Source organism: Paraurantiacibacter namhicola (assembly GCF_001687545.1).
GTDB lineage: Bacteria > Pseudomonadota > Alphaproteobacteria > Sphingomonadales > Sphingomonadaceae > Paraurantiacibacter > Paraurantiacibacter namhicola.
The window spans coordinates 2311679-2333980 of record NZ_CP016545.1 but is presented as its reverse complement, the minus strand read 5'-3'; the positions used below and the strand labels follow the sequence as shown (position 1 = coordinate 2333980).

24 protein-coding genes are annotated in these 22302 nt (G+C 65.8%); 13 read left to right on the top strand and 11 right to left on the bottom strand.

Annotated elements, in window-relative coordinates; translation table 11 throughout:
• Window position 1: 1 nt before the first annotated feature.
• The gene (locus A6F65_RS11425; RefSeq protein ID WP_067788908.1) at window positions 2-1198 is read right to left on the bottom strand and encodes an acyltransferase family protein; all 1197 of its coding nucleotides are present in this window, start codon (window positions 1196-1198) and stop codon (window positions 2-4) included.
• A 296-nt stretch (window positions 1199-1494) separates the two neighbouring features.
• On the opposite strand from A6F65_RS11425, the gene A6F65_RS11420 reads away from it, so the two are divergent.
• From A6F65_RS11420 to A6F65_RS11410, 3 genes are all read left to right on the top strand, one after another.
• Window positions 1495-2277, top strand: coding sequence for an SDR family NAD(P)-dependent oxidoreductase (locus A6F65_RS11420; protein WP_067788904.1), 783 nt, complete (start codon window positions 1495-1497; stop codon window positions 2275-2277).
• A gap of 19 nt (window positions 2278-2296) precedes the next feature.
• Window positions 2297-3175 carry an S-methyl-5'-thioadenosine phosphorylase gene (gene mtnP / locus A6F65_RS11415; protein WP_067790600.1) on the top strand — a complete coding sequence of 293 codons (879 nt, stop codon included), beginning with the start codon at window positions 2297-2299 and terminating at the stop codon, window positions 3173-3175.
• A gap of 61 nt (window positions 3176-3236) precedes the next feature.
• Complete coding sequence (locus A6F65_RS11410; protein ID WP_067788900.1) at window positions 3237-3710, top strand: MarR family winged helix-turn-helix transcriptional regulator; 474 nt, start codon at window positions 3237-3239, stop codon at window positions 3708-3710.
• A 97-nt stretch (window positions 3711-3807) separates the two neighbouring features.
• Here A6F65_RS11410 and A6F65_RS11405 read toward each other — a convergent pair whose 3' ends face one another.
• The 7 genes from A6F65_RS11405 to A6F65_RS11375 all read right to left on the bottom strand — a co-directional run bounded on the left by A6F65_RS11405 (window position 3808) and on the right by A6F65_RS11375 (window position 11173).
• Complete coding sequence (locus tag A6F65_RS11405; protein WP_067788897.1) at window positions 3808-4821, bottom strand: type II secretion system F family protein; 1014 nt, start codon at window positions 4819-4821, stop codon at window positions 3808-3810.
• A 13-nt stretch (window positions 4822-4834) separates the two neighbouring features.
• Window positions 4835-5806, bottom strand: a complete 972-nt coding sequence (locus A6F65_RS11400) for a type II secretion system F family protein (protein ID WP_067788891.1) — start codon at window positions 5804-5806, stop codon at window positions 4835-4837.
• Between the two features lie 75 nt (window positions 5807-5881).
• Entirely contained in the window at window positions 5882-7177 is a 1296-nt protein-coding gene (locus A6F65_RS11395) for a pilus assembly protein CpaE (RefSeq protein ID WP_067788881.1), read from the bottom strand.
• Window position 7178: 1 nt separating this feature from the next.
• Window positions 7179-7832, bottom strand: coding sequence for a CpaD family pilus assembly protein (locus A6F65_RS11390; RefSeq protein WP_067788877.1), 654 nt, complete (start codon window positions 7830-7832; stop codon window positions 7179-7181).
• 11 nt (window positions 7833-7843) lie between these two features.
• On the bottom strand, window positions 7844-9427 hold the full coding sequence (locus tag A6F65_RS11385) for a type II and III secretion system protein family protein (protein ID WP_067788873.1): 1584 nt from the start codon (window positions 9425-9427) through the stop codon (window positions 7844-7846).
• A 67-nt stretch (window positions 9428-9494) separates the two neighbouring features.
• Window positions 9495-10604, bottom strand: coding sequence for a Flp pilus assembly protein CpaB (gene cpaB, locus A6F65_RS11380; protein ID WP_067788870.1), 1110 nt, complete (start codon window positions 10602-10604; stop codon window positions 9495-9497).
• 74 nt (window positions 10605-10678) lie between these two features.
• On the bottom strand, window positions 10679-11173 hold the full coding sequence (locus tag A6F65_RS11375) for an A24 family peptidase (RefSeq protein ID WP_067788867.1): 495 nt from the start codon (window positions 11171-11173) through the stop codon (window positions 10679-10681).
• 91 nt (window positions 11174-11264) lie between these two features.
• Here A6F65_RS11375 and A6F65_RS11370 point away from each other — a divergent pair, with 91 nt between their 5' ends.
• From A6F65_RS11370 to A6F65_RS11360, 3 genes are read left to right on the top strand one after another with little or no spacing between them, the layout of a single operon-like run.
• Window positions 11265-12236: an alpha/beta fold hydrolase gene (locus tag A6F65_RS11370; RefSeq protein ID WP_067788864.1), complete on the top strand. Its 972-nt coding sequence runs from the start codon at window positions 11265-11267 to the stop codon at window positions 12234-12236.
• Entirely contained in the window at window positions 12233-13351 is a 1119-nt protein-coding gene (locus A6F65_RS11365) for an NAD(P)/FAD-dependent oxidoreductase (RefSeq protein WP_083989489.1), read from the top strand. The genes A6F65_RS11370 and A6F65_RS11365 overlap by 4 nt, the downstream gene beginning before the upstream one ends.
• Before the next feature lie 55 nt (window positions 13352-13406).
• On the top strand, window positions 13407-13583 hold the full coding sequence (locus A6F65_RS11360; protein ID WP_067788861.1) for a YegP family protein: 177 nt from the start codon (window positions 13407-13409) through the stop codon (window positions 13581-13583).
• Here the strand turns inward: A6F65_RS11360 and rnhA are convergent, their stop codons facing one another.
• The 3 genes from rnhA to ispH are packed head-to-tail and all read right to left on the bottom strand — an operon-like array spanning window position 13584 to window position 16012.
• The gene (rnhA, locus tag A6F65_RS11355) at window positions 13584-14036 is read right to left on the bottom strand and encodes a ribonuclease HI (protein ID WP_067788857.1); all 453 of its coding nucleotides are present in this window, start codon (window positions 14034-14036) and stop codon (window positions 13584-13586) included. It abuts the gene before it with no gap.
• Window positions 14037-14045: 9 nt separating this feature from the next.
• Window positions 14046-15017, bottom strand: a complete 972-nt coding sequence (thrB, locus tag A6F65_RS11350; RefSeq protein ID WP_067788853.1) for a homoserine kinase — start codon at window positions 15015-15017, stop codon at window positions 14046-14048.
• A gap of 8 nt (window positions 15018-15025) precedes the next feature.
• Entirely contained in the window at window positions 15026-16012 is a 987-nt protein-coding gene (gene ispH / locus A6F65_RS11345) for a 4-hydroxy-3-methylbut-2-enyl diphosphate reductase (protein WP_067788850.1), read from the bottom strand.
• A gap of 77 nt (window positions 16013-16089) precedes the next feature.
• On the opposite strand from ispH, the gene A6F65_RS11340 reads away from it, so the two are divergent.
• From A6F65_RS11340 to tatA, 7 genes are all read left to right on the top strand, one after another.
• On the top strand, window positions 16090-16740 hold the full coding sequence (locus A6F65_RS11340; RefSeq protein ID WP_067788847.1) for a hypothetical protein: 651 nt from the start codon (window positions 16090-16092) through the stop codon (window positions 16738-16740).
• Between the two features lie 108 nt (window positions 16741-16848).
• Entirely contained in the window at window positions 16849-18597 is a 1749-nt protein-coding gene (gene argS / locus A6F65_RS11335) for an arginine--tRNA ligase (RefSeq protein ID WP_067788844.1), read from the top strand.
• Between the two features lie 3 nt (window positions 18598-18600).
• Window positions 18601-19377 carry an SPOR domain-containing protein gene (locus A6F65_RS11330; protein ID WP_083989487.1) on the top strand — a complete coding sequence of 259 codons (777 nt, stop codon included), beginning with the start codon at window positions 18601-18603 and terminating at the stop codon, window positions 19375-19377.
• An 80-nt stretch (window positions 19378-19457) separates the two neighbouring features.
• A complete protein-coding gene (gene nagZ / locus A6F65_RS11325) occupies window positions 19458-20477 on the top strand; it encodes a beta-N-acetylhexosaminidase (RefSeq protein ID WP_067788842.1) in 1020 nt (339 codons plus the stop codon).
• Complete coding sequence (locus A6F65_RS11320; protein WP_067788839.1) at window positions 20474-21292, top strand: segregation and condensation protein A; 819 nt, start codon at window positions 20474-20476, stop codon at window positions 21290-21292. Before nagZ ends, A6F65_RS11320 begins: the two co-directional genes overlap by 4 nt.
• On the top strand, window positions 21289-21939 hold the full coding sequence (scpB, locus tag A6F65_RS11315; protein ID WP_067788836.1) for an SMC-Scp complex subunit ScpB: 651 nt from the start codon (window positions 21289-21291) through the stop codon (window positions 21937-21939). The genes A6F65_RS11320 and scpB overlap by 4 nt, the downstream gene beginning before the upstream one ends.
• Window positions 21940-21998: 59 nt before the next feature.
• Complete coding sequence (tatA, locus tag A6F65_RS11310; protein WP_067788832.1) at window positions 21999-22259, top strand: twin-arginine translocase TatA/TatE family subunit; 261 nt, start codon at window positions 21999-22001, stop codon at window positions 22257-22259.
• Window positions 22260-22302 lie beyond the last annotated feature (43 nt).

Sequence of the window (22302 nt, the reverse complement as noted above, 5' to 3'; positions counted from 1 at the left end):
GTCAGAGCCGCAGGTGAATACCGCGCCGGTCCAGCGGCCACAGCAGCGCGGCGATGGAAAGAGCGACCACGCATCCCCACGCGAAAGAGGCGAACCACGGGTCCGGTATCACTGCGAGCATTGCGCTGTTGCCGAGCGATTGCAGCGTTGCAGATGGGTCCCCGCCTGTCAGCGGAACGCCCGCCATCGCGGCGACAATTATGGACAGCGAAAAGGCCAGGATCGCATTGCCGCCCAGGATGCGCAGCGGCGCGAGCAGGCGCGCGAGCCGCAGCTTCACCGCCAGTGCCATGCCCAGCAGGAACAGGAACGAGAAGCCGACGGTCAGCAGCACGAAGCTGCTGGTCCAGATCTTCTTGTTGATGGGGAACAGGCCGTCCAGCAGCAGGCCCGCCCCGATCAGGGCCGCACCGATCGCAGCCAGCAGCACCAGCCGCCAGCGCGGGAAATCGCGCCACAGGCCCACCGCCAGCACACCCGACAACACATTGGCCGTGGCGGGCAGCGTGGAGAGCAAGCCTTCCGGGTCGTACACTACCGGCCCGCGCCAGGCCTCCGCGCCCAGCGGCCACATATGCTGCGGCGTGAACACCGCCCGGTCGATCACGGCGGGCAGATTGCCGACCTTCGACAGATCGCCCGCGCCATACCCACCCGCAGGCACGACCACCAGCAGCGCCCAGTATCCCAGAAGGATCGTGATGATGGCGCCAAGCACGGCGAGCGGACGCAGCTGCGTGCCGCTATCCTGCATCCGCCGCGCCGTCAGCGCCACAACGCCCACGGCGAGCAGGTAACACAGGGCAATGCGCTGCAGCACGCCGGGGATGCGCCACGTCGTCTCGTCCGTTGGCCCTACGGGCGGGGAGCCGAGCTGGCCTGCGATCACATAGACATAGTTCAGCGCCAGCCCCAACAGCACCAGCCCAGCCACGCGGCGCAACAGCTTGCGCCGGAAGGCATGGGCCCCGCGCACCGGATCGAGCGAGCGGCCATATGTCAGGCCCAGCGCCATTCCCACGCCGAACAGGAAATCCGGGAAGACGAGATCGGCAAAGGTCCAGCCATGCCAATCCGCATGCTGCAATGCCGGAAAATGATGCGCCCAGTCCCCGGGCGTGGTGACCAGCACCATCACGAAGACGGCAAAGCCGCGCAGCAGGTCCAGCTCCTCCAGCCTTCTTGCCTGCGCTTCCATGCAGCTACCCTCTCCACGCTGTGATCGCTCACATCCTATCGCGGAACAGGGCGCTTTCCTACTGCTAACGCGGGTTGGATGGGTGCAGTCATGTTTACTGCTGATGATTTCTTCTTTGCGCCACCAGCTGGGCTTCGACGGGGTCCGATCGACCGCGCCGGATTTTGTCCCATGGACTGTGTAACACCTGTAACACCTTTCAGCTTCGCGGGGCGGAAGCTGAACGGATTGCAGGGCTGGAAGGCGGCGCGCGAAGGGGCTAAGCCGCGCGTCGAACGCCATTCGAGAGGACACCCATGAAGATCGACTCCAACACTGCCGCCGTGGTCACCGGGGGCGCATCGGGCCTCGGCGAAGCGACTGCCCGCGCGCTCGCCGCGAAGGGCGCGAAGGTCGCCATCTTCGACATGAATGTAGAAGCGGGCGAAGCGGTCGCGGCGGAGCTGGGCGGCGTGTTCTGCAAGGTCGACGTCAGCGACGAGGCCAGCGTGGATGCGGGTTTTGCCAAGGCGCGCGAGGCGCACGGGCAGGAACGCGTGCTGGTGTGCTGTGCGGGCATCGTCAGCGGCGCGAAGCTGGCCAGCCGAGACAAGGAAACGGGCGAGGCGAAGAGCCACTCGCTGGCCCAGTTCGCCAAGACCATCGCCGTCAACCTGACCGGCACCTTCCTGTGCGCAGCCAAGAGCGCGGCGGGCATGCTGTCGCTGGACACGCTGGATGATGGCGAGCGCGGCGCGATCATCACCACCGCCAGCGTTGCGGCGGAAGACGGCCAGATCGGCCAGGTCGCTTACGGGGCCAGCAAGGCGGGCGTGAAGGGCATGGTCCTGCCCATGGCACGCGACCTCATGGGCGAGGGCGTCCGCGTGAACGCGATCCTGCCCGGCATCTTCGAGACGCCCATGATGGCCGGCATGCCGGACAAGGTGCGCGATGCGCTGGCCTCCAGCGTCCCGTTCCCCAAGCGGCTCGGCGTCCCGGCTGAATATGCCGACCTTGCGGTGTTCATGATCGAAAGCGGTTACATGAACGGCGAAACCGTGCGGCTCGACGGCGCGATCCGCATGGCGCCGCGCTGAGGCCGGGCCTGTGGCGCTGATGCATCCGGAAGGTGGCTGGCACATCGGCGTGCTGGGCGGTTCGGGCCTGTACGATCCCGGCGCGCTGGACGATGTGCAGGAAATCGCCGTGCGCTCCGCCTTCGGAGAGCCTTCGGGACCGGTGGTGACCGGCACGCTGGAAGGCGTGCGCTTCACCTTCATGGCGCGCCACGGGGCAGGCCATCGCATGGCCCCCTCCCACGTGAATTACCGCGCCAATGTGGACGTGATGAAGCGCTGCGGCGTGACGGACCTTGTCGCCATGAGCGCGGTGGGATCGCTGGACGAGGCCCTCGCACCCGGCCGCTTCGCCGTGGTGGACCAATTCATCGACCGGACCACGGGGCGGGAACGCAGCTTCTTCGGGCCAGGGATCACTGCGCATGTCGCCTTCGCCGATCCGGTCTGTCCGCGCCTGTCCGGCCTGTTGGCGGGCGCAGCCTCGGATGCGGGTGCGGGCGTGCATGAGGGCGCGACCTATGTCGCCATCGAAGGCCCGCAGTTCAGCACGCGCGCGGAAAGCCGCCTTTACAGGCAATGGGGCGCGCATGTGATCGGCATGACCGCCATGCCCGAAGCGCGCCTCGCCCGCGAGGCGGAGCTGCCCTATGCGCTGGTGGGCATGGTGACGGATTACGACGCCTGGCGTGATGGCGAGGCCGCGGTCGATACGGCGCAGGTGCTGGAGACCATGCGCGGGAATGCGGATCTGGCGCGCAATGCGCTGCGGGCCTTTGCCGCCGCCCTGCCGAAGCGGCGCGAGGCCAGCCCGATCGACCGGGCGCTGGACGGCGCCATCGTCACGCCGAGGGATGCGTGGGACGAAGCATCCGCAGCCAGGCTGGACGCCGTCGCGCGGCGCATCGTGGCAAGCTAGCTGCCGGATATCGCGGCGAAGACCCTTGCAATTGCGGGCGAGGGCCGCAAACTGGTTACCGATGACCCCTATCTCCCGCCTCGACGACTTCCTGCCCTATTGCCTCTCCACCACGTCCAATGCGGTGAGCGCGCGCATCGCGCAGGAATATCGCAAGCGTTTCAGCCTCTCTGTCCCCGAATGGCGGATCATGGCCGTGCTGGGCGATGCCGGCGGCGTGACCCAGCGCGAGCTGACGGAGCGGACGCTGATGGACAAGGTTGCCGTCAACCGCGCATGCAAGCTGCTGTCCGAACGCGAGCTGATCGCGCGAAAGCCCAATGCGAAGGATGGCCGATCCCACCTGCTCCACCTCTCCGAAACCGGGGAGGAGATGTACGCCAAGATCATGCCGGTCGCGCGCAATATCGAACGCCAGCTTTTCGCGGGCTTCTCGACCGAGGACGTGGACCGCTTCCGCCACATGCTGCGCACCGTGCGAGCCGAAGTCGGCGACCTCGATTCTGACAGCCTGACGGACGGCAGCTACCGGTAAGTCCAGCCGGCGATTGCACCGGATGCAGAAGACCCCGCGATGGCCATGGCCGCCGCGGGGTCTTCGCTTTCGGGTCCGAAAGTATCGGTAAACCGGGCTAGTTGCTCCCCGGCCCGTCGCCACCAAAGGCGTCGGCGATGGAACAGGCTGCCGGTCCAAGGATCACGATGAACAGCACCGGGAGGATGAACAGGATCAGCGGCACCGTCATGATGGCCGGAAGGCGCGCGGCCTTCTCTTCGGCGCGCATCATGCGCTCGTTGCGGAATTCCGCTGACAGCACGCGCAGGGCGGAGCTGAGCGGCGTACCGTAACGCTCGGTCTGGATCATGGTGGTCACCACGCCCTTCACCGCTTCAAGGTTCACGCGGTAGGCCAAGTTCTCGAAGGCCTGGCGGCGTTCGCTGAGGAAGGACAGCTCGATGGCGGTGAGGGCAAATTCGTCGCCCAGTTCCGGATAAGCCCGGCCCAGTTCCTTGGCCACGCGGTTGAAGGCGGTGTCGACTGTCAGGCCGGCCTCGGCGCAGATGACCAGCAGGTCGAGCGCATCGGGCAGGCCCTTTCGAACCGAGTCCGTGCGCTTGTTCGACTTGTTCTTCAGGAACAGCTCGGGGCCCTTGTAACCGGCGATGACCAGCGCAGCGAAACCGCCGAAGCGCTTCATGCTGCCCCACTCGGGGAAAGTGTCGCTCCAGTAGAACAGCATCACGCCCAGGAAGCCGAGCACGATCGGCAGGATCATGCGCGCAAAGATGACGACAACCGCCCATTCCTTGTTGCGGTAACCGGCCTGCGCCAGCTTCTGCTCGATGATCTTGACCTGGCTGTCCTGCAGGACCTTCATGCCCTGCAGTGTGTCCTTCACCTTGTCGGTGGTGTCGGTGCGCCGCACCAGGCTGGTGCGTTTCTTGGCCGTGGCCTTGACGATGCCCGCCTTCAGCTCGTCACGCCGCGCATTGAGCGACTTGACCCGCTTGGCCATCGGATCCTTCACCGTCAGCGCGGCATAGACCGCGAAGACGACTGCCAGGGCGGCGATGCCCGCCAGGACAGACCCGACGAGGATGACGTCGACGCCGAGAAGCGTGGGGCCGGAATTTTGCTGGATCATCGTTCCGTCTCCCTCAGATCTCGAAGCTGACCATCTTGGCCATGATGAAGACGCCGATGCTCATCCAGACCAGGCCGCCAAGGCCGGTCACGATCAGGCGGTCGTCGGTGAAGAAGCCGCCGATGTAGGACGGGTTCATCCAGTACACGAGGCCGAAGACGATGAAGGGCAGGGCGCCCACGATATAGGCGGAAGCCTTGGATTCAGAGCTCATGGCCTTGATCTTCAGCTTCATCTGCGCGCGCTTGCGCAGCACGTCTGCCAGGTTGGAAAGCGTTTCGGCCAAGTTGCCGCCCGTCTCGCGCTGGATGGCCAGCGTGATGACGAAGAACTGGAATTCCGGCGTGCCCAGGCGGTCAGCCGATTCCTGCAGCGCCTCTTCCATCGTGCGGCCGATCTTGATGCGCTCCACCGTGCCGCGGAATTCCTGGCCCACCGGGCCCGGAACTTCCTGTGCCACCACGCCGAGCGTCTCGGTGACGGGCAGGCCGGAGCGCAGGCCGCGCACCAGCAGCTCGATCGCGTCGGGGAACTTGGCGTTGAAATCCGCCGTCCGCTTCTTGATCAGGCGGTTGACCCACAGGTGCGGCAGGCCCGCGCCAGCGAACAGCCCGACGGCCAGCGCGAGCAGCGCAGCGCCCGTCTTGAGGTAAAGCAGTACGGTAATGACCAGTCCGATGCCGAGCGAGGCATAAAGGTAATTCGCCACGGTCCAGTTCTTGCCGGAGCGTTCCAGCCGCAGGCCCAGCGCTTCCGAACGCGAGGCGGAACCTGCGATCTTGTGCATCTTGGGTTTGCGGGCGGCAATCGCCTTCTTCAGCTGGCTTTCGACCTTGGTGGTGGTGCTTTCGGAGTGCCTGTCGCGCACGCCTTCCAGGCGGCGGGCAGCTTCCTTGGCCGGGCTCTTCTGCCCCATCAGGGAATAGCCGATGACCAGCAGCATCATAAGGCCGCCGGCAAAAAGCAGGATCTGCATGATATTCATCGCGCTATCGGTCCCCGGTCAATTGGTTCGTGATGGGCGGCGCGGCTCCCTTGCCGGAAACCGCGCCCGCCGTTGTTACTCAGCTGCTTCGCGGGCCGGTTCGGCCTTTGCAGCGGGTTTCTTGCCCAGCAGCGACTTCAGGTCGAACTTGCCGAGCAGCGAGGTCGGACCCGCTTCGGTGATGTCGCCTGCTTCCTCGTCGGCTGCGCCCATGATGGCATTGCCGATGTCGCGCATGACCGATGCGGCCTTGCTGGAGGAATTCGCCTCGATGAAGGTCTGGCCGAGCTTCGCTGCGTTGACCGCGGCCTTGTGATCGAACGGGATCACGTAATTGATCTTGCGTTCGATGCTGGCTTCGAAGTCGGCCTTGCTGATTTCGGCTGCGCCGCTCTGCACGCGGTTGGCAACCACCAGGGGCTGCACGCCGGGCGCATTGGTCTTCAGCCAGGACAGGATACGGATGGTGTCGCGGGCGGATGCCAGCGTCATTTCCGTGACCAGTGCCATGACATTCATTTCCTGCAGCACGTGCGGGAAGTTGATCAGCATGTTGCGCGGCAGGTCCACCACCGACATCTCGAACGACTGGCGGAATTCTTCCTCCAGCTGCACGAAGGCGCTGCCATCCGTCATCAGCGGCGAGTTGATCGGCGCTTCTGCGGAAAGGATGGCAAGGTTGTCGTTGGCGCGGATCATGGCGCGTTCGATGAACAGTCCGTCGATACGGCTGGGGTTCTCGATCGCGTCGGTCAGGCCGCGGCCCGGCTCAAGGTCCAGCGAAAGCGCGCCCGTGCCGAAGTGGACATCAAGGTCCAGCAGCGCGGTGGGCATCTTTGCATCGGCGCTGAACATCCATGCCAGCGAAGTGGCAAGGGTGGATGCACCCACGCCGCCGCGCGTTCCCACGACGGCGGTGGCAACATGCGACTTGGTCGCTTCGCCTTCGCCATTCTTGGGGGCCATGAATACGGACTGCGCCTGCGTCAGGGCATCGCGCACCTGGCCAGAGCTCAGCGGCTTCAGCAGGTAATCGTGGATGCCGCTGGCCAGCAGGTCGCGGTACAGGCGCACGTCGTTGACCTGGCCGATGGCGATCACCACCGTGCCCGGCTCGCAGACTTCCGCCAGCGCGTTGATATCGTTCAGCGGGTCTCCGCTTTCCGACAGGTCGACCATCAGGATGGCCGGGCTGGCGGAAATCGACAGGGCCTGCACGGCATTGCGCAGGCCGCCCTTGTTGCACTTCTCGGGCTGCCAGCCCATTTCGATGATGATCGGGCGCAGCTGGTCCAGCGCCGCATCGTCGCAGATGAAGGCTGCAAACGGATCGCGGTTGCCCGCAAGGTTCGGTTTCCAGGGTGCGTTCATCTTACTCGCCTTTCGAAGAAACTGCGGGCAGGCCGCCAGCGCCGGTCGGCTGCTGGTCGCGATAGGTTTCGATCGCCTTGTTGCTGCTCATAATCACCGTGTTGCCATTGCCGTCGGCGCCGCGGATCAGGTGCTCGGGATCGGCAACCATGGCAGCCATGTTGCTGTTCACGGCGCAGCCGAAGCCCTGCGAGGTGGCGTTCTTGCCGAAATCCGGTGCCTTGTCGGACCAGTTCGGGCAGCCCGGCACGTAAGCGACGGAGCGGGTGATCGTGACACGAACCGTGCCCGGCTCGACGTAACCGGCGGTGACCGGTGCACCCGGCTGCACGAGCAGGCCGTAACGGCCGGCAATCGCTGCGACGTCTTCCGCCACGGCGCGGTTGCCGCTGGGATCGTCGATGGCGACACGTGCGCCGTAACCCACGCCCATGCTGGAAAACCAGTCATTCAGGCGCTGCTGTTCCGTCACCGGCAGGCCGGCGGCAGTGGCGCGCAGGTCCAGCGCATAGCTCTGACGTTCGACAACCGGCTGGTTGACCGAATTCAGGCTGCGGTTGGCCGGCTCGCTACCGGACATGCAGGCCGAAAGACCCATGCCGAGGGAGAGGGCGAGCGCCGTGGTTGCGGCGCGTTTCAGGGAAATCTTGTTCATCTTAGCCTCTCTCAATTGATGCTGAAGCCGGGGGCGACTGCTTCGGCGCGCTGGCCGGAAGCGGGCTGGCGCCGACGGTCACGCGGCTGGCCGCCTGCGACTTCGGGCTGGCCTTGGTCGATCAGGCTGACCTGGGGATCGGGTGCGGGCTGACCGGCAGGCTGCGGCAGCGGGCGGCTTGCGCCGGATACCCCGTCCGTCTCCTGGTTCAGGAACAGCTGCTGCCCGGCGCTTGGCGCGCGGTAGCCGTCAGTCGGCAGGACGATGTCACGGTCATTGACCGGGCGCACCAGATACGGGGTCACCACGATCACCAGTTCGGTCTCGCCGCGGCGGAAGTCCTGGCTCTTGAACAGATTGCCGATGATCGGCAGGTCGCCAACGCCCGGCGCCTTGTCGATCGTGGACTGCGCATTGTTGCTCAGCAGGCCGGCAATCATGAAGCTCTGGCCGCTGCCCAGTTCCACCGTCGTTTCCGCGCGGCGGATGGTGAGGGCAGGGATCTGGAAGCCGTTCAGCGTCACTGCGCCCTGGCTCGAAAGCTCGGACACTTCGGGACGCACGCGGATCGAGATGCGGCCATTGGCCAGCACGGTCGGCGTATAGGACAGGCTGACACCGTACTTCTTGTACTCGACGGTGGTCGTGCCCAGGCCCTGGCTGAGCGGGATCGGGAATTCGCCACCGGCCAGGAATTCGGCCGTTTCGCCCGACAGTGCGGTCAGGTTCGGCTGCGACAGCGTGGTCACCAGGCCGTTGCGTTCCGCAAGGTCGAAAGCGGCGCCGATGTCGAGGCCGAGGAAGCTGCCAACCACGCCCAGCGTCGTGCCGGGGCTGATCGGGCTGATGTTCGTGCCGGGCGTCTGCGCACCGCCAGCGCCAATGGCCTGGCAGGTCGTGGAGCCGACACAGGTCACGCCGCTGCCGGGGGCAAACGTCGGGGCATAGCCGTCACGGCCCTGTCCGATACCGAACTGGATGCCGCTGGTGCTGTCGATGGTGGTCAGGTTCGTACCGATTGTGCGAACCAGCGACCGGCTGACTTCGGCAAAGCGCACGCGCAGGTTTACCTGCAGCGGGGTCGCCATGCGAAGGCGGGAGATGACATTGGCATCTTCGCCCACGAAGGCTGCGACGAGGCGCTCTGCCTCTGCCGCATCTTCCGGAGCGGCCACGGTGCCGGTCAGCAGGAAGGTGTTGGTGCCCATGGTGGAAACCTGGATGTTGGCTTCCGGCATGGCGAGGCGCAGCATCTGGTCGACGCTGTCGATGTTCGAACCAACGCGGACATTGGCGGACCAGATGATGTCGCCCGCAGCGTTGCTGGCGTAAATCGTGGTCTCACCGCCTGCGAGGCCGAAGACGTAGAGCTGGCGGCGGCTTTTCACCTGCACGTCGGCCACCTGGTCGTTCGCCACGAAGATGTCGGTCATGTTGCCGGGCACGTTGACCAACTGGCCACGCCCGATGCTGAGCGCGATGTCCTGCGAAGGCGCGATCACGTTCTGCGCGGTGGCGGAACCCACCGGCACTGCGGCCAGCGGGGCCAGCGCACAGGCAGCTCCCAGGATTGTTTTCAGAAGACGGCTCTTCATGGTCTTGCCCCTCGGTTCGGGAATTCGGGCCATTGCGGCCTGCGAATGGGTGTTGGCGCGGTGCATCTCAGCGAACCACGGCCTGGGCGGCGGGCACGGTGCTGGCTGCACCGGACAAGCCGCGCGATGATTGGGTGGTCAGGTCCCGGCCGGACTTGCCGATCGGTTCTGCCGTCGTTTCCTTGCCGCGGGTCACGTTGACCACGGGGCCGGCGGGGCGTGCGACGCCGGGCTGGCCGGCGGGAGCGCCGCCCTGCTGCGGTGCGGCTGCAGGGGCCGGAGCCGGGGCAGCTGCACGCTGCGAGGGAACGGTGCTGCGCTGGAAGCGCGACACGTCGCCGCCCGTCACATAGCTGGTGGCACCATCTTGCGGGCGAGCCATGGCTTCCTTCAGAAGGGCTTCTTCCTCTTCCTTGCTGACGCCATCGGGCACGGTCACTTCACCCGAAGCGATGGCGCGTTCCAGTTCGGACTGGTTATCCGCGATGGAGCGCAGGGAGAGGGAAAGCGTGCCGATGGTCTGCGCCACGGCGATCTTTTCCGCGATGCGCGGCGTCACTTCCAGCGTCACTGTACGCAGGGCGCGAACAACGGTCTTGCCGTTCTCGTCCGTCGTGGTTTCAGTGGACTGGTCGGTGGCGAGCACGCGCAGGTTGCGAAGGATCGTCTCGGACGCCTGCAGGTTCTGGCCTTCCGCGCCATTGACGGTCTGCGTCAGGACCAGGTCGACACGGTCGCCCGGGAAGATGAAGCCGCCAACGCCGGTCTTTTCCGACACGGGGACGGTGATGGCGCGCATGCCGGGTGCAAGGGCAGCCGCCAGGAAGCCGCGGTCGCCCGGGCTTACAAGCGAGCCCTGCGTTACGGGTTCACCGGCAGTCACTGCGTGACGCACAACGGTGCCGAGCAGCTTGCTCATATCCGCTTCGCCTTCAACGAAATAGGCGTCCTGCACCATTTCCTGCGGCCACAGCTGGTAGCCGATGGCATCGGCAGTGATGATCGTGCCGACCGGCAGGCCGCGCTTGGCGACCAGGACCTTGGGGCCCTGCGGTACAGCGGGTGCGGCCTCGGCCTGCGGGGCAGACGCCCCAGCGAACATGCTCCGCGCGGCAAATGCCGTGCCGACCGCGATGATCAGCGCACCTACCAGCAGAATAAGCTTCTTCCTGTCCATCGAACTCAAGGCCCCCTAAATGGAAATGGGATTACGATTGACCGCTGATACGGCGGGATTGGTTAAAATCGGGTTCATGGCGCCATGACGGCAGCTTGCGCTGCGGCCGGCATGTAATGGCTGGAAAGCACCCACAGCCCGGCCATCGAAATCGCCACGCCATAAGGGATCGCCAGACGCTCGCGGCGGCCGCGCAGCATGTGCACGGCGGCAAACACGATGGTCAGCACGCCGCCCAGCAGCGCCATCATCACCAGCAATTGCAGGAACCACTGCGGCTGTATCCACAGCGCAAGGGCGGTCAGCAGCTTCACGTCGCCGCCGCCCATGGCGCGCATCGCGAACAGCACGGCCAGCGCCGCGAATGTCACCAGCGCCACGCCTACTTGCGTTGCGATGTCGGGCCACAGGGCCATGCCGCTGGCCCACCAGAACACCGGCGCACCCAGCGCGACGGCGCCGGTCAGCCAGTTGCCGATGGTGCGGCTTTTCAGGTCGGTGAATGCGGCAATAACCAAGGCCAGCGCCAACAGCGCCAGCAGGCCATATTTGATTGGATCGTCCAGCACTGTGAAATTGCCCCCTTGAACCTTCAGGGCGAGTGCTACAGGCGATGGCTTACCAAATAGTAACCACGCGAGCGAAGGTGGAATTCACCACATGGACACCGTGACACGCGAATTTCCCGATACGAGGCACACGGCCACCACCGTGCCGTCCAACGCGACAGAGACGCTCTGGCGCGCAGAAGACGGGCACAGGATCCGCACGATCATGTGGGCGCCGCCCGAAGGCGGCATCCGCGGGTCCATCCTCTTCATGCCGGGCCGCGGCGATTTTTACGAAAAATACCTCGAAACATTCGAGCACTGGCGGCTGCAGGGCTGGCAAGTCAGCGCAGCGGACTGGCGCGGGCAGGCAGGCAGCGGCCGGCTGGGCACGGACAAGACCACCGGCCATGTGGAGGATTTTGCCACCTGGACGAAGGACCTTGCGCAGTATTGGGATCACTGGCGCGAGACGACGCCCGGCCCGCACGTCATCGCCGGCCACTCCATGGGCGGGCACCTGGTGCTGCGCGCCGTGGCAGAAGGACGGGTGAAACCGAATGCCATGATCCTGAGCGCCCCGATGCTGGGGTTCCTGCCCGAAAGCGTGCCGCTTGGCGTCAGCGCATCGCTGGCGGCGATCATGCGCCGCATCGGCGATCCGCGCCGCCCGGCATGGAAGGTGAGCGAGAAGCCCGGCACGCAGCTGGAGACCCGCATCAAGCTGCTGACCCATGACGAGGACCGCTATGCCGATGAGGCCAAGTGGATAGAGCAGCGCCCCGTCCTGAAGATGGGACCGGGCAGCTGGGGGTGGCTGACGGCCGCCATAAATTCGATCAAGTACCTCGAATCGCCGGGTACGCTGGAGGCTATCGAGGTGCCCAGCTTCATCTTCGGGACCTCGGCAGACCTGCTGGTTGGCTTCAGGGCAATCGAACGCGCGGCTTCGCGGATACCCGGCGCTGATTTCCTGCCCTTCGGGAAGGAAGCGCGGCACGAGATCCTGCGCGAGATCGACCCGGTTCGCCAGCGTGCGCTGGGCGGCATCGACGACTTCCTGGACCGGCATTTCCCGGTGTGAACGACGCATACGACATCGCCATCATAGGCGCGGGCATGGCTGGGGCCAGCCTGGCTGCCGAGCTGGTTTCGCTGGGTGGTGACAGGCTGCGGGTGCTGCTGCTGGAAGCGGAAGCGCAGCCGGGCTACCACACCACCGGTCGCTCCGCCGCCTTCTGGGAGGAATGCTACGGCGGGCCGGGCCTGGTCCCGCTCACGCTCGCATCCGGCCCTTACCTGCGCGACAGCGGCTTTCTTGCCCCGCGCGGCGCGCTGTATATCGGGCGCGATGAAGACGCCGCAAAGCTGGACGCCTTCCAGCAGCGGTTTGCACGCACGCAGGCCAGCTTCGAGCGGATCGGCCGTGCTGGGATCGAGCAGCGAATCCCCAAGATTTCCAGGGACTGGACGCAGGCGATCTGGCAGCCGGATTGTGCCGACATCGATGTGGCCGCGCTCCACCAGCATTACCTGCGACTGGCCCGCGCCGGCGGTGTTCAGCTGCGATGCAATGCGCGGGTCAGTGCCATCCGGCGTATGGGCGAAGGCTGGCAGGTCGAAACCGAAACCGGGCAGGTCGTCCGCGCGGGCAAGGTCGCCAACGCAGCCGGGGCGTGGGCGGATCGTATCGCCGCGATGGCTGGCGCTGCGCCGGTCGGCATCACACCGCTACGCCGCACCGTGGCTGTCCTGCGCACCGATCCGCCAGCCCCGGCAGCCTTGCCCCTGACGCTGGACATCTCCGGCGAGTTCTACTTCCGCCCCGATAGCGGCCGCGTGTGGCTGAGCCCGCATGACGAGACGCCGAGCGAGCCTTGCGACGCGGCGGCGGAGGAGATCGACGTGGCCCGTGCACTGGACCGCTTCTCGCAGGTGATCGGCTGGCGTGTGGAGGCGGTCGAACATCGGTGGGCTGGCCTTCGCAGCTTCACCGCGGACCGCATGCCGGCTTATGGCTTCGACCGGGCGGAGCGCAGCTTCTTCTGGTTTGCAGGGCAGGGCGGCAGCGGCATCCAGACGGCCCCTGCTGCCGCGCGGATGGGGGCGCAGGTGATGCTGGGGCTTGGAAGCGACGCGATGACGAGTGGGCTGTACCCGGCGCGGTACGATCCCGCGCGGTTTTCGCCTGCCCCCTAGCCAGCAAGCAGACATTTGTTAGGGTGGCCGCCGAATCAACCAGAGAGGACACCCGATGGCTCACCATTTCGAGATCTACAAGGACAAGGCCGGCGAATTCCGCGTGCGCTTCAAGTACAATTCCGAAGTGATGTTCTCGACCGAAGGCTATTCCAGCAAGTCCAGCGCGAAAGCTGCGATCGAATCGATCCAGAAGAACGGGCCGGGCGCGGAAACCGTCGACAATTCCTGATTACTGAGCGGCAGCGCTGCGGGCGATTTCGTCCGCAGCGTCGCTTGCCAGCCGGTCGACGCGTTCGTTTTCCGCGTGGCCCGCATGGCCTTTCACCCACTGCCAGCTGACGCGGTGGGGCCGCACGGCCTCGATCAGGTCGTGCCACAGATCCGCATTGCGCACCGGCTTCTTGCTGGCATTGACCCAGCCGCGTTTCTTCCAGCCGTGGATCCACTTGGTCATCCCGTCGATCACATATTTGCTGTCGGAATAGACGGTGACGTCGCACGGTTCGGTCAGCGCATTGAGCGCATGCAGCACGGCTGACATTTCCATGCGGTTGTTGGTGGTGTCCAGCTCCGCCCCGGCCAGTTCCTTCTCATGCTTGCCCATGCGCAGCAGCGCGCCCCAGCCGCCCGGCCCGGGATTGCCCTTGCAGGCCCCATCCGTGAAGATCTCGATCGTTTTCATCACCCCGCCTTAGGCCTGATCCCGCAAGGTAAACACATCCTCGCCGCAGGCGGTGTAGAATTCGAGGCGGCGCACGAAATCCATCGGGTCCTTGCGCACCACCAGCGCATCGGGCGGCGTGTGTATCCAGTCATGCGCCCGCGTGGCGATGAAGCGCATGGCCGCGCCGCGCGCGAGCAGTGGCAGGGCGGCCCGCTCCTCTTCGCTGACGGGGCGCACCGCGTGATAGCCCGCCAGCAGCGCCGCACCGATCTGTGCGCGGTATTCGCCATGCGCATCGAAGCTCCACGCGGCATGTGTCACCGCCAGGTCGTATGCGTACATGCCGTCGCAGGCGAAATAGAAATCGATCAGGCCGGTCACGTCCTGTCCCAGCGTCAGGACATTGTCGGGAAACAGGTCGGCATGGATGATCCCTGATGGCAGGCCCTGCGGCCATTCGCGCACGATGGGGGCAAGATGGCGCTCAACCGCCTCGGCCAGTGCGGCATCAATGGCGGCAAGCTGCGCATCGCCGCAATCGTGCAGCATGTCCTGCCACTGCGCCGGGCCCAGCGTATTGGCGCGCCGTCCGGCGAAGTCCGCCGCATCCAGGTGCAGCTGCGCCAGTGCGCGGCCGACCGCCTCTGCTTGCGCCGCATCGGGATGCGACAGCGATACGCCGGGCAAATATTCGATCAGGGCCACGGGCTTGCCGCGCACTTCGCGGAAGGCGGCGCCATCGCGGTCATGGATGGTGCGCGGGACCGGGCTGCCCTTGGCAGAGAGATGGTCCAGCAGGCCGAGGAAGAAGGGCAGGCCTTCGCGCTCGGTTCGCTCCTCATAAATGGTCAGGATGAAGCGCGCGGCCGTGGTTTCCACGATCCAGTTGGAGTTTGAAACGCCTTCCGCGATGCCCTTGGCGCTGCGCAGTTCACCGACGTCGTAATGCTGCAGGAGCTGGCCGATCTCCTCCGTCGTCAAATGGGTATAAACGGCCACGGGGGCGCTCAGTCCATCAACTGGCGCGGCAGCTTGAACACCATCTTTTCCTCGGCGGTCTTGACCTTCAGCAGTTCGACCTCGCGCCATTCGGACAGCTTGTCGAGCACCTCGCGCACGAGGAGTTCGGGCGCGGAGGCACCGGCGGTCAGGCCAAGGGTGCCAACGCCTTCGAGCCATGCGGGATCGATGTTTTCTGCCCGCTGGATCAGCTTTGCATCCGTGCCGCAGCGCTCCGCCACTTCAACGAGGCGCACCGAATTGGAGGAATTGGGCGCACCAATCACCAAGACCAGGTCCGCGCCGGGCGCGATTTCCTTGACTGCCGCCTGCCGGTTGGAGGTGGCGTAGCAGATATCCTCCGCCTTCGGCCCGACGATCTGCGGATAGCGCACGCGCAGCGCCTCCACGATGTCCGCCGTGTCATCGACGGAAAGCGTGGTCTGGGTCAGGAAACCCAGCGCATCGTCCTGTGTAAAAGGCAGTTTCTCGACGTCTTCCAGCGTCTCCACCAGCGTCATCTCGCCGGGTTCGACCTGGCCCATGGTGCCGATGACCTCGGGATGGCCTTCATGGCCAATAAACAGGATGTGCCGACCCTTTTCGATCTGGCGTTCGGCCTGCCGGTGCACCTTGCTGACCAGCGGGCAGGTCGCATCGAGGTAATCGAGGCCGCGCTGCTCCGCTTCGGCCGGTACGGCCTTGGGAACGCCATGCGCGCTGAAGACGACCGGAACCCCGTCCGGCACCTCGTCCAGTTCCTCGACGAAGATGGCGCCCTTCTGCTTCAGTCCCTCGACCACGAAGCGGTTGTGCACGATCTCGTGCCGGACATAGACCGGCGCGCCATAACGCTCGATCGCCTTTTCCACGATCTCGATCGCGCGATCGACGCCGGCGCAGAACCCGCGCGGCGCAGCGACGAGCACTTGCAGCGGCAGTTTGCGGCCGGAAGCATTGGCGGTGGGGGCGTCATTCTGAAAGGGGGCGTTCATGCAGGGCGCTCTAGCGGTTGTGGCCTTCTCATGAAAGAGGTAGGGCGCTGCCCCGAACTGACAAGGAATTCCAGTCGATGATGTCTCGCAAGGTCCTGATCACCGCCGCCGCCACAGCTTTCGCGCTGGCAGGCTGCCGCTCCGAAGGCGATATCGTGGTGGAACAGGGCGTTGGTATCAGCGCGCTGCGCACCACCTGCCCGGCTGTTGGCGTTCCCGATTACACGGGCAACCTGACCACCTTCACCCGCGAAGGTGCCCGCACGGCCGATGCGATCGACGTCACCGCCAGCATCACCAACGTGCGCAGCACGTGCGACGAATCGGGTGACCAGGTCTATGCCACCGCGACATTCGACGTGCTGGCACAGCGGCGCGACAATCGCGGCGCGCGCACCGTAACCCTGCCGTATTACTCGGTCGTCATGCGCGGCGGCAGCGCCGTCGTTGCCAAACGCATTGGACAGGTCACGCTGAACTTCGCAGACGGTGAATACCGCGCGCAGGGCACGGGCACGGGCGCTGCGTGGATCGACCGGGCGGCGGCGACGCTGCCCGAGGATATTCGCGCGCAGATCACCCGCCGCCGCCGTGCTGGCGAGGCTGATGCAGCCGTCGATCCGCTGACCCAGCCCGAAGTGCAGGCCGCGCTGGCGCGTGCTTCGTTCGAACTGCTGGTCGGTTTCCAGCTGACGCAGGACCAGCTGCGCTACAACGCCACGCGCTGATTGGCAGGGCACGGCGCGGGGTAGCCACCTCGCACCTGCCTGGGACCGATTCTGTCGAGGCCTTGCAGGTGCTTTCCCGCAGCGCGCAAACACGCTAACGGCGCGGCCATGCCTGCACCCGATACGCTTTACGCCCAGTTCACTGCCAAGATCTCCGCTGCGCTGACCGCGCTGGAGAAAGAAGGCCACCTGCCGCCCGGCACGCCGCATGCGAATGTGAGCGTGGAGCCGCCGCGCGATCCCTCGCATGGCGATCTTGCTACCAATGCAGCCATGGTTCTGGCCAAGCCTGCAAAGACCAATCCGCGCGCGCTGGCCGAGCTGATTGTCGGCAAGCTGGCGGACGATCCGCTGATCACCAGCACCGAAATCGCCGGGCCGGGTTTCATAAACCTGCGCCTTGCCCGGCAGGTCTGGCTAGGCGAGCTGGAAGCCATAGCCGCGCGCGGTACGGATTACGGCCGCTCCACGATGGGCCACGGGCGCTCCGTCAACGTGGAATATGTCTCCGCCAACCCGACGGGCCCGATGCACATGGGCCATTGCCGCGGGGCAGTGGTGGGCGATGCGCTGGCCAGCCTGCTCGAATTCGGCGGGCACGAGGTGACGCGCGAATATTACGTCAACGATGCCGGCGCGCAGGTACAGACGCTCGCCCGGTCCGCGCATCTGCGTTACCGCGAGGCGCTGGGCGAGGACATCGGCGAGATTCCCGAAGGTTTCTATCCCGGCCCTTACCTGATCCCAGTCGGCAAGGCGCTGGCCGAGGAATTTGGCGACACATACCAGGGCGCGCCCGAGAGCGAGTGGCTGGACCTGTTCCGCACTCGCGCAGTCGCGGCGATGATGGAAATGATCCGGGGCGACCTTGCGCTGCTGGGCATCCGCCACGATGTCTTCGCTTCGGAAGCCGAATTGCAGGCCGCCGGTAAGCCGGAAGAGGCAGAGAAATGGCTGCGCCAGCACGATCTCGTCTATGATGGTGAGCTGGAAAAGCCCAAGGGCAAGACGCCGGAAGACTGGGAGGCGGTGGAGCTGCCTCTCTTCCGCTCGACCCGATTCGGGGACGACCAGGACCGTCCCATCAAGAAGAGCGATGGCAGCTGGACCTATTTCGGCGCGGACCTCGCCTATCACATGCAGAAGGCGGAAAGCTCCGACGAGCTGATCGATATCTGGGGCGCGGACCATGCCGGCACCGTCAAGCGCATCAAGGCCGCAGTCGAAGCGCTGAGCGAAGGGAAGGGTGAGCCCGTGCCCTTCGATGTGAAGCTGGTGCAGATGGTGCAGCTGCTTCGCGGCGGCGAGCCGGTGAAGATGTCCAAGCGGTCCGGCAATTTCATCACCATCGCGGACATGGTGGAGGAAGTCGGCAAAGACGTGGTGCGTTTCACCATGCTGACCCGCAAGCCCGAAGCCCAGATGGATTTCGATTTCGCCAAGGTGGTGGAAGCGTCCAAGGACAACCCCGTCTTCTACGTCCAATATGCCCATGCACGGATCCATTCGACGCTGCGCAAGGCAAAGGCGGAAGAAGGCGTGGAGCCGTCCGGTGACAATCTTGGCCTGCTGGGCGAGGACGAAATCGCGCTGATCAGGGAAGCCGCGCAATTCCCGCGCATGGTGGAAAGCGCAGCGCAGGCGCGCGAGCCGCACCGCATCGCTTTCTACCTCTACGACCTCGCCGGGGCCTTCCACGCCTACTGGAATGCCGGGAATGACGACCCGCAGAAACGCATCATCGTGGCACAGAATGCGGAACTGACCGCAGCAAGGCTTTTCCTTAGCTGCCAAATCGGGCAGGTTTTACGCAATGGCCTGTCCGTTTTGGGGGTCGAGGCGGTTGAGGAATTGTAAGACATGGCCGGACCGGAAGATGACGATCGGTTGGAAGAGCACGAGCTGGTCCAGGAAGACGACCTGGAACTGGACGATAGTGACGAGCTCGACCTCACCGACGAGGACGAGCCGCTGCCCTGGCTCGAAGGCGATGACGAGTACGAGGAAGAGGACGGCTACGATACGCCACGCCTGATCGCCTATGCCCTGCTTGGCCTGCTGGCCCTGCTGCTGCTGATTGGCGGCATCTGGTGGCTCAACCGCGATCGCCCGGACCCGGAAATGGTGGCTGACGGCAGCACGATCGAGGCGCCCGAAGGCGATTACAAGGAAAAGCCGGAAGATCCCGGTGGCCGCCAGGTCGAAGGCACGGGCGATACCAGCTTTGCCGTTGGCGAAGGCGAACAGCGCGAAGGCCGCGTGGGCAGCAGTGCCCCGTCGCCCAGCATCGACCGTTCGCAGGGCTCCGGCTCCAGCGCCGCATCCGGCAGTGGTTCGGCGTCGGGCTCCGGCTCCGGCTCGGCTTCTGCCTCCGGGTCTGCCAATGGCACTGCATCTGCCAGCGGTGGTGTCGGCGTGCAGCTGGGGGCGTTCTCCAGCCGCGAGAATGCGCAGGCCGCATGGAACACCTATTCCGGCCGTTACAGCGCGCTCAGCGGCGCGAAATACCGCATCGTGGAGCTGAAGCGCGATGGCGGCACGCTCTATGCCCTGCAGGCTGTCGCGGGTGACCGCAGCGCGGCCGGCAAGCTGTGCACGGCCCTGCGCGGCCAAGGCGGGGACTGCCAGGTCAAATAGCCGCGCCACGCGCATGTTTTTGCACATTTTCGCCCGCCCCGCGCCTTGCGCAGGGCGGGCGAAATTGCGACTCTGCCACCATGCTTCCGGTCATCTTCTCTCCCAGCGGTCCTGCCCTGACGGAAGATGAGCGCGCTTTCTTCGCAGAGGCCGATCCGGCGGGCTACATCCTGTTCGGCAGGAATTGCGTGGACGCGCAGCAGCTGCGCCGCCTGACGGACGATTTGCGCGCGCTCCATGGGCGGGACAAGCTGTTGGTCTCCATCGACCAGGAAGGCGGCCGCGTGGCCCGTCTTCGTGCGCCCAACTGGACCAATTACCCGGCCGGCGAGGCTTTCGACCGGCTGTATGAGATCGCCCCCGCCAGCGCGATAGAAGCGGCGCGGGTCAACGCCCACGCTCTCGCGCTGGAGCTTTCCGCCATGGGCATCACCGTCGATTACCACCCGCCGCTCGATGTGCGGCAGGAGGGCGCGCACGACGTGATCGGGGACCGCGCGCTTGGCCGCGAATCGCAGCGCGTGGCGGCATTGGGCCGCGCCATCCTGGACGGGCTGGCGCGCGGCGGCGTGGCGGGCTGCATCAAGCATATGCCGGGCCATGGACGCAGCGCGGTGGACACGCACAAGGAACTGCCCACGGTCACCGCCTCTGCCGAGGAGCTGGAGACCGACATCGCGCCCTTCGCCGCGCTCAATTCCGCGCCCATCGGGATGACCGGCCACCTGATCTTCACCGAATGGGACGCGGATAATCCCGCGACGCTTTCAGAGACCGTCATTCGCGACATCATCCGCGGGCGGATCGGGTTCGACGGGCTGCTGCTGACGGACGATATCGACATGCAGGCGCTCGATGGCCCTCTGCCGGAGCGCGGCGCCCGCGCGCTGGCGGCAGGCTGCGATATCGTGCTGAATTGCTGGGGCAAGATGGACGACATGCAAGGCCTGGCCGAGGCCTGCCCCGCCATGTCCACCCAGACTGCTGAGCGGCTGGAGCGCGCGCTCGCCGGGACGCAGGTGGATGCGGCCTCTGGCGACAGGGCGGAGCTGCTGGCCAAGCGCGACAGCCTGCTCGCCATCGAGGGGGCCGCCGCATGACGGATGAGGGCTTCCTGCTAGACGATGTCACCGCGCCTGCGACGCAGGACGGCGACGACTGGGCCGGCCCCGCCTCCGCGCCGACCGATGACAGCGCGCTCTACCTTGAGCTGGATGGCTGGGAAGGCCCGCTCGACCTGCTGCTCGACCTCGCACGGCGTCAGAAGGTGGATCTGCGCCAGATCTCCATCCTGGCGCTGGTCGACCAGTACCTCGACTACATCGACACGGCCGAGGCGCTGAAGCTGGAAATTGCTGCCGATTACCTCGTGATGGCGGCGTGGCTGGCTTACCTCAAATCCGCGATGCTGCTGCCGAAGGAAGAGCAGGAGGATCCCAGCCCCGAGGAACTGGCCCTGCGGCTGCAGTTGCGCCTGCAACGCCTCGGCGCGATGCGGGAAGCGGCGGCGCGGCTGCTGGCGCGGGACCGAGTTGGGCGCGATGTCTTCCTGCGCGGCGCGCCGGAGGGGCTGCGCGTCGAGAAGGTGCGCGCCTGGCAGTGCGACTGGTACCAGCTAGTGCGCGGCTATGGCGACGTGCAGCTTCGTAACGAGCCGGTTGTCCACATGGTGCGCGAACGCCCCGTGATGACGCTTGATTCGGCCTTGGACCGGGTCTCCTCCATGCTGGGCGTCAGCCTCAACTGGATGGAACTGCGCGATTTCCTGCCGCGCGAGGCGGACCCGCGCCTGAAGCGTTCGGCGCTCGCATCCAGCTTCGTCGCGGCGCTGGAGCTTGCCCGGCTCGGTAAGGCGGAGATGCGGCAGGAGGAAACCTTCGGCCCGCTGCACCTGCGCAAGGGCGCGGCCCGATGACGGAAGCAGACGACCTTCTGCGCGCGGTGGAAGCGGCCCTGTTTGCAGCAGAAGAGCCGCTGACGGCGGAGCAGCTTTCCGCCCATCTCGGCGATGCGGATGTCCGCGGCGCACTGGCTGAATTGCAGGGGCATTATGCGAAGCGCGGCGTGCACCTGGTGGAGCGCGCCAAGCGCTGGCAGTTCCAGACCGCGCCGGACCTCGCGCATTTGCTGCGGCGAGAGAAGGAACAGGTCCGCCGCCTCAGCCGCGCGGCCACGGAAGTTCTGGCCATCATCGCCTATCACGAACCCGTCAGCCGTGCGGAGATCGAGGCGATCCGCGGCGTGCAGACCGCCAAGGGCACGCTGGACGTGCTGATGGAGGCCGGATGGGTGCGGGCAGCGGGGCGGCGCGAGGTCCCAGGCCGTCCGCTGATTTACGCCACGACGCTGGAATTCCTCGTCCATTTCGGCCTGGAATCGCGCCGCGACCTGCCGGGGATCGACGAATTGAAAGCCGCCGGCCTGCTCGACCCGGTGGACGATGCCTATGGGGCCCTGATCGGCGATACGGATCTGGGCGACGACGCAGGGGATACCGCCGAGGAAGATACGGACACAGACGCGTCCGGTGCGGACCTGGATGACGAAGAGCCTGCGTCCTGACTGGCAAGTGCCGTGCAAAGCGCCTATATTGCCGGCAAGCTATTTGAGAGAGACACCCCATGGGCATCGGTTGGCCACAGCTCATCATCGTTGCGATCCTGGTCCTCGTCCTGTTCGGACGCGGGCGGATTTCCGAAATGATGGGCGATTTCGGCAAGGGCATTTCCAGCTTCAAGAAGGGCATGAAGGAAGAGGAGGCCGGGGGCTCCTCCGACAAGCCTGACTCCGCCCGGATCGAGGGGCCGCACCACGAGGCAAAGCCGGCCTCGCAGGCCGCCGCCGATCCGCAGCCGGCGGCGGACAAGACCACCGAAAGCTGATTTCCTGACCGGGTTGCCCCGCGCAGCCCGGCTCGCGCCCGGA

Bases quoted from the DNA above. Each gene is read 5' to 3' on its own strand.
- argS (WP_067788844.1), top strand. From the start codon at position 16,849: ATGCCTGCACCCGATACGCTTTACGCCCAGTTCACTGCCAAGATCTCC.
- A6F65_RS11390 (WP_067788877.1), bottom strand. From the start codon at position 7,832: ATGAACAAGATTTCCCTGAAACGCGCCGCAACCACGGCGCTCGCCCTC.
- A6F65_RS11340 (WP_067788847.1), top strand. From the start codon at position 16,090: ATGATGTCTCGCAAGGTCCTGATCACCGCCGCCGCCACAGCTTTCGCG.
- A6F65_RS11395 (WP_067788881.1), bottom strand. From the start codon at position 7,177: ATGAACGCACCCTGGAAACCGAACCTTGCGGGCAACCGCGATCCGTTT.
- A6F65_RS11405 (WP_067788897.1), bottom strand. From the start codon at position 4,821: ATGATCCAGCAAAATTCCGGCCCCACGCTTCTCGGCGTCGACGTCATC.
- A6F65_RS11360 (WP_067788861.1), top strand. From the start codon at position 13,407: ATGGCTCACCATTTCGAGATCTACAAGGACAAGGCCGGCGAATTCCGC.
- A6F65_RS11420 (WP_067788904.1), top strand. From the start codon at position 1,495: ATGAAGATCGACTCCAACACTGCCGCCGTGGTCACCGGGGGCGCATCG.
- scpB (WP_067788836.1), top strand. From the start codon at position 21,289: ATGACGGAAGCAGACGACCTTCTGCGCGCGGTGGAAGCGGCCCTGTTT.
- mtnP (WP_067790600.1), top strand. From the start codon at position 2,297: ATGCATCCGGAAGGTGGCTGGCACATCGGCGTGCTGGGCGGTTCGGGC.
- A6F65_RS11425 (WP_067788908.1), bottom strand. From the start codon at position 1,198: ATGGAAGCGCAGGCAAGAAGGCTGGAGGAGCTGGACCTGCTGCGCGGC.
- tatA (WP_067788832.1), top strand. From the start codon at position 21,999: ATGGGCATCGGTTGGCCACAGCTCATCATCGTTGCGATCCTGGTCCTC.
- A6F65_RS11320 (WP_067788839.1), top strand. From the start codon at position 20,474: ATGACGGATGAGGGCTTCCTGCTAGACGATGTCACCGCGCCTGCGACG.
- ispH (WP_067788850.1), bottom strand. From the start codon at position 16,012: ATGAACGCCCCCTTTCAGAATGACGCCCCCACCGCCAATGCTTCCGGC.
- A6F65_RS11370 (WP_067788864.1), top strand. From the start codon at position 11,265: ATGGACACCGTGACACGCGAATTTCCCGATACGAGGCACACGGCCACC.
- A6F65_RS11410 (WP_067788900.1), top strand. From the start codon at position 3,237: ATGACCCCTATCTCCCGCCTCGACGACTTCCTGCCCTATTGCCTCTCC.
- nagZ (WP_067788842.1), top strand. From the start codon at position 19,458: ATGCTTCCGGTCATCTTCTCTCCCAGCGGTCCTGCCCTGACGGAAGAT.
- cpaB (WP_067788870.1), bottom strand. From the start codon at position 10,604: ATGGACAGGAAGAAGCTTATTCTGCTGGTAGGTGCGCTGATCATCGCG.
- A6F65_RS11400 (WP_067788891.1), bottom strand. From the start codon at position 5,806: ATGAATATCATGCAGATCCTGCTTTTTGCCGGCGGCCTTATGATGCTG.
- rnhA (WP_067788857.1), bottom strand. From the start codon at position 14,036: ATGAAAACGATCGAGATCTTCACGGATGGGGCCTGCAAGGGCAATCCC.
- A6F65_RS11330 (WP_083989487.1), top strand. From the start codon at position 18,601: ATGGCCGGACCGGAAGATGACGATCGGTTGGAAGAGCACGAGCTGGTC.
- A6F65_RS11385 (WP_067788873.1), bottom strand. From the start codon at position 9,427: ATGAAGAGCCGTCTTCTGAAAACAATCCTGGGAGCTGCCTGTGCGCTG.